11 protein-coding genes are annotated in these 14,110 nt (G+C 37.8%); 7 read left to right on the top strand and 4 right to left on the bottom strand.

Annotated elements, in window-relative coordinates; all coding sequences use genetic code 11:
* Positions 1 to 98 precede the first annotated feature (98 nt).
* Positions 99 to 1,139 (bottom strand): LacI family DNA-binding transcriptional regulator, encoded by a 1,041-nt coding sequence (locus BAU15_RS07930; protein ID WP_161842209.1) that lies wholly within the window; start codon positions 1,137 to 1,139, stop codon positions 99 to 101.
* A gap of 189 nt (positions 1,140 to 1,328) precedes the next feature.
* Between BAU15_RS07930 and BAU15_RS07935 the strand changes: the two genes are divergently transcribed.
* The 4 genes from BAU15_RS07935 (at position 1,329) to BAU15_RS07950 (ending at position 6,700) form a co-directional block, all read left to right on the top strand.
* Entirely contained in the window at positions 1,329 to 2,603 is a 1,275-nt protein-coding gene (locus BAU15_RS07935; RefSeq protein ID WP_161842210.1) for an ABC transporter substrate-binding protein, read from the top strand.
* 250 nt (positions 2,604 to 2,853) lie between these two features.
* Positions 2,854 to 3,744, top strand: coding sequence for a carbohydrate ABC transporter permease (locus BAU15_RS07940; RefSeq protein WP_161842211.1), 891 nt, complete (start codon positions 2,854 to 2,856; stop codon positions 3,742 to 3,744).
* 73 nt (positions 3,745 to 3,817) lie between these two features.
* A complete protein-coding gene (locus BAU15_RS07945) occupies positions 3,818 to 4,579 on the top strand; it encodes a carbohydrate ABC transporter permease (protein ID WP_161842220.1) in 762 nt (253 codons plus the stop codon).
* 18 nt (positions 4,580 to 4,597) lie between these two features.
* Positions 4,598 to 6,700, top strand: coding sequence for a glycoside hydrolase family 36 protein (locus tag BAU15_RS07950; RefSeq protein WP_161842212.1), 2,103 nt, complete (start codon positions 4,598 to 4,600; stop codon positions 6,698 to 6,700).
* Between the two features lie 216 nt (positions 6,701 to 6,916).
* Here BAU15_RS07950 and BAU15_RS07955 read toward each other — a convergent pair whose 3' ends face one another.
* Positions 6,917 to 7,567, bottom strand: coding sequence for an HI_0552 family protein (locus BAU15_RS07955; RefSeq protein ID WP_161842213.1), 651 nt, complete (start codon positions 7,565 to 7,567; stop codon positions 6,917 to 6,919).
* Positions 7,568 to 7,758: 191 nt separating this feature from the next.
* Between BAU15_RS07955 and BAU15_RS07960 the strand changes: the two genes are divergently transcribed.
* A complete protein-coding gene (locus BAU15_RS07960; protein ID WP_161842214.1) occupies positions 7,759 to 8,433 on the top strand; it encodes an LPXTG cell wall anchor domain-containing protein in 675 nt (224 codons plus the stop codon).
* Positions 8,434 to 8,589: 156 nt separating this feature from the next.
* Here the strand turns inward: BAU15_RS07960 and BAU15_RS07965 are convergent, their stop codons facing one another.
* Positions 8,590 to 10,824, bottom strand: coding sequence for an ATP-binding cassette domain-containing protein (locus BAU15_RS07965; RefSeq protein WP_161842215.1), 2,235 nt, complete (start codon positions 10,822 to 10,824; stop codon positions 8,590 to 8,592).
* Between the two features lie 161 nt (positions 10,825 to 10,985).
* Here BAU15_RS07965 and BAU15_RS07970 point away from each other — a divergent pair, with 161 nt between their 5' ends.
* The gene (locus tag BAU15_RS07970; RefSeq protein ID WP_161842216.1) at positions 10,986 to 11,744 is read left to right on the top strand and encodes a MerR family transcriptional regulator; all 759 of its coding nucleotides are present in this window, start codon (positions 10,986 to 10,988) and stop codon (positions 11,742 to 11,744) included.
* A 113-nt stretch (positions 11,745 to 11,857) separates the two neighbouring features.
* Here the strand turns inward: BAU15_RS07970 and BAU15_RS07975 are convergent, their stop codons facing one another.
* On the bottom strand, positions 11,858 to 12,367 hold the full coding sequence (locus tag BAU15_RS07975; RefSeq protein WP_161842221.1) for a DNA-3-methyladenine glycosylase I: 510 nt from the start codon (positions 12,365 to 12,367) through the stop codon (positions 11,858 to 11,860).
* Positions 12,368 to 12,831: 464 nt separating this feature from the next.
* On the opposite strand from BAU15_RS07975, the gene BAU15_RS07980 reads away from it, so the two are divergent.
* A complete protein-coding gene (locus tag BAU15_RS07980) occupies positions 12,832 to 14,052 on the top strand; it encodes an MFS transporter (RefSeq protein WP_161842217.1) in 1,221 nt (406 codons plus the stop codon).
* The last annotated feature ends 58 nt before the right edge of the window (positions 14,053 to 14,110 follow it).

The raw sequence follows: 14,110 nt of genomic DNA on the forward strand, positions 1-14,110 counted from the left end.
TTTTATCAGTCACCGCAACGAAGACAGAGAGAAAAATTCGGACAGTCATCTGTCTTGATTTTCCGCTCTGTCTTTTTTTTTAACACTCTATTTATTTCTTAAAGCAACTCCATCTTCCCTACTTCTTGTAAACTTTCGCGTTCAATCAATTTTCCAGATAAAACAATTCGGGTAGGTAAACTTTCTGTTTCTTTCATCATATTTTGACATATCTGCATAATCCAATAAACCATTGTATCAATATCAATCTTCAGTGTAGTCAACGACGGCGTCAAAAAAGCTGACATTTCAAGATCATCAAAACTACAAATAGAAATATTTTGCGGCACCTTTATTTTTTCCTCAGACAACCTTCTTAGAACGCCCAAAGCCAACATATCAGAAGCCGCAATAATAACTGTTGGCAGTTCTTTTTTTTCAGCTAACAATTGATCAGTCAAATCATAACCCGATTGCGCATACCACTGTTCACCTATGTAGGCACGCTTAAAATCCTCTAGTTTATGCATAGTCATCCACTCTTCATAAGCCTGTTCACGATCCCCCAAGCCATCAGCAATGTGATTTTTATTTAAAGTCAGACGTTGATTTTGTCCACCAATAAAAGAAATTTTCTGATGACCCATTGCATGCACATGATCCAGCATATCCAACATCTCTTTATGAAAATCCACCGCAACCGACGAATATTCAGGGGAGCAATAATAATCATCCACTATGATTAATTTCTGATTTAACTCGTAAATTTGTTGATGAATTTCTTGCTGGATATAGCCTACCAATATGATGCAATCAACGTCTTTTAATCTCTCCCAACTATTGTCAAGATTGGGTAAATGAATCATAAAATCAACTCTATACTCTAATAATTTAGACGATTGCACAAGCTTTTCTCTGATTTGTCGGTAATATAAATCATCAATTTCTTCCTCTCTAGAAATCGCTGAAATAATTCCGATAGATTTCCTTTGGTTTTTATTTTTATATTTTCTAGGAACATAATTTAATTCCTCACATATTTGAAAGACGCGTTTTCTCGTTTGATCATTTACAGATAAACTCGCATCATTATTTAATATCCGAGAAACAGTACCAGGAGACACTTGTGCTTTTTTCGCGACATCCCGAATGTTTACCATGAAAAATTCATCCTTCCAAAAATAATATATATACTTTTATTCCTGATTTACTCTTATAAATTAGCATAAAACCAGTGATACATAAAGAGTTTTTCAAAAAATATAATTATTTTATATTTGTCATTGACAAAAAGACAAGTAAACATTTAGTGTTTAAAGTGTAGTAAACAAAAACTAGGAGGTTTTATCATGAAACGTTTTAAATGGGTGACACTAAGTGCTTTAGCTCTAGCTGTATTAGGTTTGTCTGGTTGTGGTTCAAACGGTGATAGCAAAAATGCAAGCGATTCCAAAGATGTGACTTTAAAATTCTCTGTGTGGGAAACTTTTGAAGCTCCAGGTATGAAAGAAATTGCAAAAGCATTTGAAAAAGAGAATCCGAACATACATGTTGATGTAGAGGTAACACCTTGGACTCAATATTGGACGAAATTGGAAGCTGCATCTACTGGGGGAACTGCTTCAGACATAATTACCATGCATTCCAACGAATCATATCGCTATATGTCAAACGGTGCACTACTTAATTTAGATGACCTTACAAAGAATGGTGACATAGATTTAGCTAACTATAAAGAAGGAATTTCTGATCTCTATACTTATGAAGATAGTTTATATGCTATTCCAAAAGATGTTAGTACCGTTGCATTATGGTACAACAAAGCATTATTCGATGAAGCTGGAGTTTCTTATCCTGATGAAACTTGGACATGGGACACATTTTTAGATGCTGCAAAAAAATTAACAAATGCTGAAAAAGGAATCTATGGATATGCAGCTTCAAATAACGCACAAGATGGTTACAACAATTTTGTCTTTCAAAATGAAGGAACTAAGTTAAATGAAGATAGAACAAAGTCAACATTTGATACACCAAATACAACTGATGCAATCCAATGGTACATTGACTTGGCTACCAAAGAAAAAGTATCGCCAACGAGTGCTCAATTAAGTGAAAATGATCCTGCTGCAATGTTCCAGTCTGGTAGAGTTGCCATGATTACTCACGGCTCATGGATGGCAAATCAATTTAAAGAAAATGAATATACAAAAGAAAATGCAGATATTGCAGTGCTTCCAAAAGGAAAGATACGCGCTACACAGTTAAACGGTCTGGGCTACTCGATATCCGCAACAACTAAACATCCAGAAGAAGCTAAAAAATTCTTAACTTTTATGGCATCAAAAGAAGGGAATATGATCCAAGCTGAAAATGGAACAGCTATTCCTGCGTATGAAGGATTAGCAGAAGAATGGGTCAACTCATTCCCAGATTTCAACGCTCAAGCGTTTGTAGACGAAATCGATTACGGTGTCCTTAGACCATTTAATGAAGTAACTATTAAATGGGAAACTTTAGAAACTGAAACACTTCAAGATGCTTTTAATGGAAAAACTACAGTAAAAGATGTTGCCAAAGATATACAAGATGGCACTGATAAAATTATCAGTGAAGCTAAATAATCATTATAATTTTTGATTTCATTTAGAAATAAAATGAGCAAATCAATGTGCAAACTTTCTATATAGTTTGAATATTCGAGTAGTTCTATCTGTCATTTCATAAAAATTGGAAACAAAAGGGCTATCTCTTCAAAAAGAGATTCCCTCTTGTCTCCCCTTTTCTAAATTAGATTTACTCTGAGTTATTAGTTCTTATTACTTATAAATATAGTATTTTTGTTTTAAATATCGTACGAAAAGGGAGGATCTCATGTTTAAAAAGAAAAAATATGACAAACAACATTTAATTTATGGGTATCTATTTATTGCACCCACAGCAATTGGTCTGTTTTTACTCAATATTTATCCAGCTATCCAGACAATCTATTTGAGCTTCCAACGATCGACAGGATTTGGAAATACCACCTTTGTGGGCTTAGATAACTATAAAAAAATGTTTACCGATAGCGAAGTATGGCAATCCCTTGCTAACACATTTATATATGCTGTTATCTCAGTACCAATTATTGTTGTCTTTTCTCTACTTGTCGCAGTATTAATGAATCAGAAAATTCGCGGACTTTCTTTTTATCGAACAATCTATTTCTTACCTGTTGTTGCGGCACCCTCTGCTGTTGCAATGATTTGGAGATGGTTATTTAATTCCGATTACGGTCTAATTAACTTTGTATTAAATAAATTAGGATTTAATAGCATTCAATGGATTAGTAATCCGAATATTGCTATTTCAACCATTATCATCGTAGGAATTTGGAGCGCTATTGGATATAATATGATTCTTTTGCTATCAGGATTACAAGAAATTCCAAAAGATTATTATGAATCTGCAAAGATTGACGGTGCTGGTCCTATCAGACAGTTTTTCAGTATTACTTTACCATTAGTAACCCCTACTCTCTTCTTCGTAGTAGTTACAACAATTATTGGTGCCTTCCAAGTATTCGACGTTATTTTTATGATGATTCAGCCTTCAACAGAGGCAATGATGCATACGCAATCTTTAGCTTATCTGTTCTACAAGCATTCATTTATTCTTAATGATAAAGGGTATGGATCAGCTATCGTAGCACTGCTTCTTGTAATTATTTTAATGATTACTGCTGTACAAATGAAACTTCAAAAACGTTGGGTTAACTATTAAGAGGAGGAAAAATATATTGAAAACAAATAAAGCATGGATTATTCATCTTTTATTGATTCTTGGCGGCATAATTATGGTTGTTCCCTTTATCTGGATGATACTGACTTCCGGAAAAACATTGTCTGAATCGATGCAAATTCCACCAAGTATACTTCCTAAAAATTTCCAATGGGAAAATTTCAAACAAGTTGCAAGCATCTTACCTTTTGGAAACTTTTATTTAAATACATTTCTTATGGTTATTGGTCGTGTTTTTGGTTCCGTATTATTCAGTGCTATGGCTGCCTACGCATGCGCTCGTTTAAATTTCCCTGGAAAAAATGTATTTTTCTCGATGGTACTCATTCAAATGATGATTCCTTCACAAATATTTATCACACCTCAGTATTTGCTTGTTCAAAAACTCGGACTTTTAGATTCGGTTCCAGCCCTTATTATCCCCGGATTCGTTAGTGCCTTTGGAACATTCTTACTAAGACAATTCTTTTTAAGCCTACCTGATGATCTGGAAGAAGCTGCGGTAATTGACGGTGCTAGCGTCTGGACAATTTTCTTTAAAATAATGCTTCCTTTAGCAAAATCAGGATTAATCGCTCTAGCCATTTTCACCGCACTCTTTAGTTTTAAAGATTTAATGTGGCCCCTTATCGTAAATACTTCGATGGACAAGATGACTCTTTCATCTGGGTTAGCCAATTTACAGGGGCAATATACTACAAATTATCCTCAACTTATGGCTGGTTCATTATTGGCAATTTGGCCAATGATTTTATTATTTATTGTTTTCCAAAAGAAATTTATTGAAGGAATCGCTACTACTGGTGGCAAATTATAATCAAAAAAGGAGATACCTATGAAAATCGAAATTAATGAAAATGGCCTGTATGCTGTACTAGAAATCACAAAAGAGAAAGACATTCGTCTGCTCCATTTAGCAGATTGTCCCTATGATGCACAGCCAATCGGCGATGAAGAGTTAGAAAATAATCAACGTTTAGTGGAGGTTAAATTTTCTGGGGAAAACGCTGTGAAACACCACGGCCCTCGACAAGTCGGAACTTTACCTGGTTATCGGTTAGAGTATCAAAATTACACTGAATCTGAAAATCAATTCGGTAAGTATATTGAGTTTCATCTGACTGATCCAGAAACTTTGGCAGCAGTCACTGTTTGTTGGCAATTTTACACTGGCGTAAAAGCATTACGGACCTGGACTCGTGTAGAAAATCGCGGAACCAATGTAATCGGAATGGAACATATTTCCTCATTTTATCTAGCAAACATTGATGCACAAGGATTGAAGCCGCGTAATGAGAAACTGCGTATTCATATGCCACACAGTTCATGGTCTAATGAAGGGATGTGGAAGAATTATTCCTTTGAAGAATTAGGATTTTACAGTAACGAGATTGCCTCATCAAAACGAATTTTTGGTAGCAATACGGGAACCTGGTCCTCTCACGAATTAGCCCCAATGGCTATTCTAGAAAATACCGAAGCGAATGCTTACACTGCTTGGCAAATTGAAAATCAAGGCTCTTGGAACTGGGAAATTAGTGGCGTCAAAAAGTTAATGTATCTGCAACTAAGTGGTCCGAATGATCGACAAAATCACTGGTACAAAGAACTTGAAGCTGGCGAAAGCTTCGAAACAGTCCCAACTGCAATTGCTTTTGCCCACGGGAAATTAGATGATGTCTTAAAAGAATTGACCAACTACCGTCGGAAAATTCGCCGTCCCAATAAGGATAATCAAACGCTTGGCGTCATTTTTAACGATTATATGAACTGTCTCTTCGGTGATCCGACCACTGAAAAAGAATTACCATTAATCGATGCGGCAGCTGAAATTGGCTGTGAATATTATTGCGTAGATGCTGGTTGGTATTCTGCTGGTGAGTGGTGGGATGGCGTCGGCGAATGGCAGCCCTCATTTGAACGATTCCCGAATGGTATCCAAGAAGTCACTTCTTATATAAAAGAAAAAGGCATGATTCCTGGCTTGTGGCTGGAAATTGAAGTAATGGGGATTAATTCTCCCCTAGCGAAAACGACCCCTAAAGATTGGTTCTTCCATCGCCATGGCAAACCAGTCATTGACCGCAGTCGCTATCAACTTGATTTTAGAAATCCTGACGTTCAAACATTCGCCGACGAAATTATTTCGCGTGTCGTTGAAGAATATGGCGTGGGTTACATTAAAATGGACTACAACATTGATGCCGGAGCAGGGACAGACCTCGATTCAGATAGCTTAGGCGACGGACTTTTAGAACACAATCGCGCCTACCTTACTTGGTTAGATCGTCAATTTGAAAAATATCCTGATTTGATTATCGAAAGCTGTAGTAGTGGCGGCATGCGTGAAGATTATGCCTTACTTTCTAGACACAGTCTGCAATCAACTAGTGACCAAGAAAATTACCTTATGACCGGCGCTATCGCAGCCAATGCTAGCTCATTAATGACACCCGAGCAAGCAGCCGTCTGGTCTTACCCACTAAGAACCGGCGATATTAATGAAGTTGTCTTCAACATGGCTAACGCAATGTTATTGCGAATTCACCAGAGCGGACATCTCGTTGAAATTTCAGACGAGCGAAAAGCAATCGTCAAAGAAGCTATCCAAACCTATAAAGAAGAATTACGACAATATATTCCAATCAGTAACCCAGTCTATCCGCTGAACACCTTCGCAAACTTTGAAGACGAATGGTTCAGCTTCGGTTGGCAAGCTGAAGGAAAAACCTACTTCGCCGTTTGGAAAAAAGAACCAACAAATCACTCAATCACACTCGATTTCTCTGCTCTAAAAAACAAAGAAATCAACCTAAATCTAGTCTTTCCAAAAAAATGGGACTACCAATCCTCATGGAACAAAACAAAAGGCCAGCTATCACTAAGCTTCAACGGAACAAACACAGCAAGAATCTTTTGCATAGTAGGCTGCGACTAAAGGCGTTTAGGCTTGAGAAATTGGAATAAATGGCGCCACATACGCTCTTCGTATGAGGAGACATTTACGAAATTTCCGAAGAGCCTGCCTTTTGTCCACCGTTTATCGAAGGCTGCGACTAAAGGCGTTCAGCCTAGAGGAATTGGAATAAAAAACTAATATCAATATCCACTTACCAAGTACCGTCAATCGGCTCTTAGTAAGTGGATATTTGCCTTATTCCAACATAAAATACAACGGCGCCAACTCTTCTAACGCCTTAACCGTCAACGTTTCAATCTCTTCGATTTTATCCCTCTTGAAGAATAGTTTTCCTATCTGAAATGTTCGATCACCTAATGAATTTTTCAACTCATTTTGTTTTTCTATATCTTCTAAATAGACAGCTAATGGCAAATGGTCGTCTAACTCGTTGGCTTGCTGTGGCCAAATATAATAATCCGTAATATCCACCTGCTCGCTCCACTGCTTCAAAGAATCCAGTAACCGATTGTACTCTTCGGCTGTCCCTACTCTCTCCTGGCTTTTGTAATGCTGGAACATTAGGTACACTTGATACTGCTTTTTATTTAACAGCGCAGCCAGACAAGCATTGGCTTCTTTTTTATTTTCGCTACGATAAGCACTCCAAAAATGGGTACGCAGATTCCAGCCATTGGTCCAGCTCTCAATCTTTGGCTTACTCATTAAATAATCCTCAGGTAATTTCTTTGCAACTTCCAATTGCAGCTCTTTCCACTTTCGCCAATGAGTTTTATAGGTTTCTTTTATTCCCTCAACCTCTTCTTCACTACATTCAGCCTTCAGTTGTTTAAACGTAAATAACGCTCGGTTAAAAAGTTGATAATCTTCCGGTAGTAATTCCATGTCCATTCCTCTTTTACTCAACGATTTCTAAATGAATTTCACTGACAAATATCAGCACGTTCCCCATCACTATAACGCCAATCTGTCCAAATAGAAGCCTCATCTGTTTCGAGTCAAAAATCAGTCGCCTTATACATTTCCCTCCTGTATAATTTAATTATGAAAGCAATTACAGAACAGGAGGATTTCTAATGAAAGCTAAATTACTACGCATTGGGCTGTCTGCCTTATTTCTAGTCAGTTTGACCTCTCACGCACTCCCCGTTTTTGCAAATGAAGTAGACATAGAGCAAACAATGACGCAAACAACAGTTACTTCTCTAAATCAAAGTGACCATTTATCCTTTAAATACACCTTTTCACCAGGCTCAATCAATACCACTGTTGGAGAATCCGGAAAAATCACCCTTGAAGACTTTGAAGGAATTTCTTTAACTGGCACATTCACGGCAGTCACTGACGATCCATACATAGAACTATCCGCTGACGGCACCTGGAAAGCCCACAAATCAGGCGAAACAATGCTTACTCCACAATTCACTTTATCCAAAAAAACACTAGCTGAGATCGAACAAAAATTTCCTAATCGTCCTCTAGCTATCCTAGAAATCCAGCAGATTATTCCTGTCACTATCACTCATCCAACGAGTAGCTCAACCAAAGATTCAATCAATGACTCCGTCAAAAATGTGGCGAACAATCAAAACAGCACTCGAAACAATACGCCGGAGAATGGACAAAACAATACACAGAAAAATTTGGAGACACTTCCACAAACAAATGATCAGAGCCAGACTAATTGGATGATCTTCGGTGGATTTTTGATACTTTTGACCCTCCATTTACGGAAGCGATTAGCGGCATAAGCGCGACTAAATTGGACTATCGAAAATACCTGTCCAGCTACTGATTGAATCTATAGTAGCTGGACAGGTATTTTAACCTTCATTCTAGTTAAACAAGTTAGGCTTAGCTATACATACCCACTAATATAGCTTTTGCATCCATCACTCTTCTCACGCTTACTTTATATACTGCCCAGTCAATGAAGCTTGTGCTAGAACGATCTGTTCTGGCGTTCCCTCAAAGACAATGTTTCCCCCTTTATCTCCACCATCAGGACCAATATCAACAATCCAATCTGCTTGGCGAATAATATCAACATGATGCTCAATCACAATAACCGTATTTCCTTGATTCACAAGATAATTCATAATTTGCATAATTTGAGCGATATCAGAAAGATGCAATCCTGTAGATGGTTCATCTAGTAGATAGATACTGCCCTTTTTATAAAATTCACTCGCTAACTTCATTCTTTGACATTCGCCACCTGAAAGAGTACTCATCCGCTGACCAATCGTTAAATAATCTAACCCTACGTGAGACATCGCCCAAAGTTTCTTTTGAATACTGGCATCATCGAAGAACTTTAACGCATCTTCCACGGTTAAATTCAATACTTCATCGATTGTTTTCCCTTTATAGAGATAGGTAAAGACTTCCGGTTTAAAACGTCGACCTTCACAGTCAGGACATTCTGTTTTAACAGCTTCCATAAAAGCCAGATTTGTTTCTATATATCCTTGTCCTTTACACGTTTCGCAGGCCCCTTTGGAATTGTAGCTAAACAAAGCTGGAGAAACCTGATTCCCCTTACCAAATAATGAGCGAATTTTATCCATAATCCCAATGTAAGTAGCTGGATTAGAACGAGAATTCGTTTGGGCAGCTGCTTGATCAATAACTATCGTCTCTGGAAACTCAGTCAAAAATGAAGATTTCACTAAAGTGCTTTTCCCTGAGCCAGCCACTCCAGTAACTAGTGTTAGCGTCTGTTCAGGGACACGTAAAGAAATGTTTTTCAAGTTATGAGTCGTCGTTTTTTTACCTTCATAAATGCCTATAGTTTTTCGCGGAATCGGATTAATTTGGACTTTTTGACTCAGATAAAGGCCAGTCAATGTATCCGATTTAAGCAGTTCCTCATATGTTCCTTTAAACATGATCTGTCCGCCATGCTTGCCAGCTTGAGGGCCTATTTCAATCACATAATCTGCTATTTTTATCACATCGGGATCATGTTCAATCACAAGCACTGTATTCCCCTTATCTCTTAATTTAATCAATAATTCATTAAGTCGATGAACATCTCTTGGATGTAGACCAATACTTGGTTCGTCAAAGATATACAACAAATCTACTAAACTATTATTTAAATGTTTGACCATCTTCACTCGTTGCGATTCCCCACCCGATAATGTGGCTGTTTCTCGATCCAAACTAAGATACCCTAGACCAATATCAACTAAATGCGTAATCTTTTCAACTAAACTCTGAAGTAAAGTGCTCGCTTCAGGTTGCTCAATCGTCTCTAACACTCTTAATAACTCATTCAATTGAAAACTTTGAAGATCGGCGATTGAATAATCCGCAACTTTCACTGACAGCGAACGCTGAGACAATCTCTGACCCTGGCACTCAGAACAGACTGCTTCATGGCTATGTTCGCTGATCATTTTTTTCGCACGATCACTCAGTTCTCCCTCTTTAGTCAGATACAATCGATTAAACTTGGTAACAACCCCTTCATAACTGGTATTCATCCCAGCAACTTTTACCTTAAAATCGGCACCATATAAGAGTAGCTCTCGCTCTTCTATGGAGTAATCACTCACTTTTTTATTTACATCAAATAGACCAGATTCGAGATAACTTTTCAGATACCACTCTGTATTTTTTATAGGTGGAAAAATAATTGCTCCCTCAGCCAAGGAAAGTGTTTCATCAATGAGCGTCTCGACTTTAACTTCTACCTTTCGACCAATCCCTTGGCACTCTTCACACATACCTTCTTTATCATTAAACGAAAATAAATTCGCTGATCCAATTGAAGGTTCCCCAATACGGGAATACAATACCCGAAGAATCGGGTTTATATCTGTAATTGTCCCTAAGGTAGAGCGAGAATTTCCACCTAGCCTTTTCTGATTAATAACAACAGAAGTGGACAAATTTTCTAAAGAATCCACTAATGGCGCTTTGTATTTCGGTAAAAACCCACGAACAAAGGCACTAAAAGTTTCATTTAGCTGCCTTTGCGATTCATTCGCGATTGTTTCAAATACAAGTGATGATTTCCCAGATCCCGAAACACCAGTGAACACCGTGATTTTTCGTTTTGGGATATCAACATCCACGTTTTTTAGATTGTTCTCTCTGGCTCCGCGAATTTTTAGATATTCTAGCTCTTTCATGGCTTTCCTCCTTAGCTGACTGCTTTCAATTTTTTTATTTCGTTCTTTTATAGCAGTAACCCTAGAATAGCACTTTAATGCAAGTACTAAAGTTTATTTTTTTAACCCCTTGATATTATAGTATAATTAGATACAAACTTTAGCATCCGGGGGAATACTTGATGAATTACCGACCAATCGATATCGCCAGAAAATTAAATATTAGCACTAGCTTATTGAGACATTATGAAACATTCGGACTATTTCCAACACCTGAACGAACAAAAAGCGGCTACCGTATTTATACAGAAGAAAGCTTTACTTATCTCAAAGCAGTCCGCACCTGCACTTTGGCTTATGGCTACAAAAATGCTAAAAATATTCTAGATACCTTGCGGGCAAAACACTATACACAATTTTTCTGGCTATTAAATGAAGAGCAATACAATCTGTACCAACAAAAACAAATTGCCGAAAAAACACTAGCTCTGCTTCAAGAAAAACAGAGTATTGAGATTACACAAATGCCTAAAAAAGGTTGGATTAGTATTGGCGAAGCAGCAGAACGGCTCTCCATCACAGAAACGACGATTCGACATTGGACAAAAGAAGGCCTATTAACTGTTTCACGGGATAAAGAAAGTAACTACCGACAATTCGACGAGAGCGCCTTACGTCAACTATTAATTATTCGGCTACTGCGTTCCTCCATTTGGTCATTAGATGTCGTCAAAGAAATCCTCAACACTTTTCATGGCGAAACCCCCGCTGAAATAATCGATTTAGCCACACAATCAATCAGTCTACTCAATAAGCAATTAGAACGACAATTTATTGCACAAACTTATTTATATCAACTGCTCCTGTTCTTAAATCCAGACTACCTAGTAGATTTCCCGGGAATGGAATTCTATAATTTTGATCGACCCGAACGCTTATAAAACGGTTCACCAGCCATATCGTAACCAGGCTTTGTCTATCCCATTACCGATGCAGCCCATTAGAAAATAATTTACATAATAGGATGCAAAAATAGGCATAGACGATTTTTATCCTACCTATCAAGAACCTGATCTTGGATGATGCCTGCAGATTTTAAAAACATATAAGTAACCACTGGGCCAACAAACGAAAATCCTCGTTTTTTCATATCCTTTGCAATAACTGTTGCCTCTGGAAGGACGTTGGGGACTTCATCTTTTGTCTCATAGGTATGTACAATCGGAACTCCGCCCACAAAATCCCACAGATAATCAGAGAAACTAGCATATTCATCCAACAAATTTACGATAGCTCGCGCATTTTTAACAACTGCCTTGACCTTTCTAGGATTACGAATCATCTCAGGATCCTTCAAAATACGCTCAATGTCATCGGGGAAAAACGCCGCTACTTTCCGGAAATCCATCCCACAAAAATTGCGACAGAAAACGTCCTTTTTTCCAGCAGCAGCTTTCCAGCTAAGGCCTACTTGGAAAACGCCAACTGTCAATAATAAGAACAATTCCTTATCATCATAGGTTTCTTTCCCCCACTGCTCACTGTACCATTGATGTTTATTCAGATAAATCACGCCTCTCTCTAACAATTTCAGGCAAAGCCCGTTCCCTCACTACTTTACCTAGTTCTTTCATTTTTTTCTACTATTTAATTTGTTCAGACAGCCCAGACTTTGTTATATTCACTTCCCATTTCATTCCGATAGACTGTTTTTTAGCTAATTATTAGGTATTCATAATAGGATACGTAAGAATAGCTGGATTTTTTTTATTTTAACACTTATTTTTTTTAATAGATGATTTAGCTGACTAAAAGGTTCGCCATTCTTCCTATTAGTAGTTGTTATCATTCATTAAAAGATTTTTTGAAAGTTATTTTATCGAATGAAAGAAATCATTCAAAGAAAATCAAGCACTCTTGCCTAATAGCGCTTTAATGTGGTAACTTGGATAGAGTCATTTATATCTCTACACAAAATTACATAACACCATAATCATCACACAATAATCATCTGAAAAGGAGCATTCTATGTATTCTTTATTATTAGCAATCATCTATATTGCCTTCATTAGTCTAGGTCTACCCGACTCATTGGTGGGCTCAGCTTGGCCCATTATGCACACGGAATTAAACGTCCCGGTCTCTTATGCGGGAATAATCACCATGACAATTGCCGCTGGAACAATCGTTTCCAGTATCTTTTCTGACAAATTAACTCGAAAATTAGGCACCGGTATGGTCACCACCTTGAGTGTGCTAACTACTGCTATCGCACTTTTTGGTTTCTCCATCTCACATAGTTTTTTTGCTCTTATTCTTTGGGCCATTCCTTACGGACTAGGGGCCGGCGCTGTTGACGCCGCTTTAAATAACTATGTCGCTCTGAACTATGCTTCACGCCATATGAACTGGCTCCATTGTTTTTGGGGTGTCGGAGCAGCACTCAGCCCTTACATCATGAGTTATTATTTAACAAATGGTCAAGGTTGGAATACTGGCTATCGAACAATTGGCCTACTGCAAATTGCCTTAACCTTTGTTCTATTTATTAGCTTACCACTATGGAAACAAAACAAACGACCTGATCGACTAAGCACGACCGAAAAAAACGAGACAACCGAGAAAATTGAGCCAGCTGAAATTACTGAATCGAAAGCTCTTTCCTTCAAGGAAATTTTACGTTTACGAGGAATTAAAGCTATCTTACTTGCCTTTTTCTCTTATTCTGCCATTGAACAAACTGCTGGACTTTGGGCTAGTAGCTTCCTTGTACAAATAAAAGATATTACACCAGAAATTGCCGCAAGCTTTGGCTCCTTCTTCTTTTTAGGAATCACTTTTGGACGCTTTATTTGTGGATTTGTTGCGGATTATTTAGGAGATAAACAATTGATTCGGATTGGTACAGGAATATTATTTATCGGAGTCATCTTGCTCGCTTTTCCCACGACTATCAGCCAAGTAGCCCTAGCTGGTTTGTTAATTATCGGTGTTGGCTGTGCGCCAATCTATCCAGCAATTATCCATGCAACACCGACAAATTTCGGCAAAGAACACTCACAAGCTGTTATCGGTATCCAAATGGCCTTCGCCTACGTTGGAACCACTTTTATGCCACCACTATTCGGTTTCATTGCAGCCAAATTAACTATCGGACTCTATCCACTCTACCTAATAATTTTTGTTGGAATTATGTTCGTGGCAACCGAAAGTCTGAATAAAATTGTCAAAGAACGCACACACAGCTAAAATAAATATCTGTAAAGCAAACAACCTGCGACTAAAAAAAACTGGTGTGCACCCCGTC

This window comes from Candidatus Enterococcus huntleyi, from assembly GCF_009933175.1.
In the GTDB taxonomy this organism is placed as follows: Bacteria; Bacillota; Bacilli; order Lactobacillales; family Enterococcaceae; genus Enterococcus_K; species Enterococcus_K huntleyi.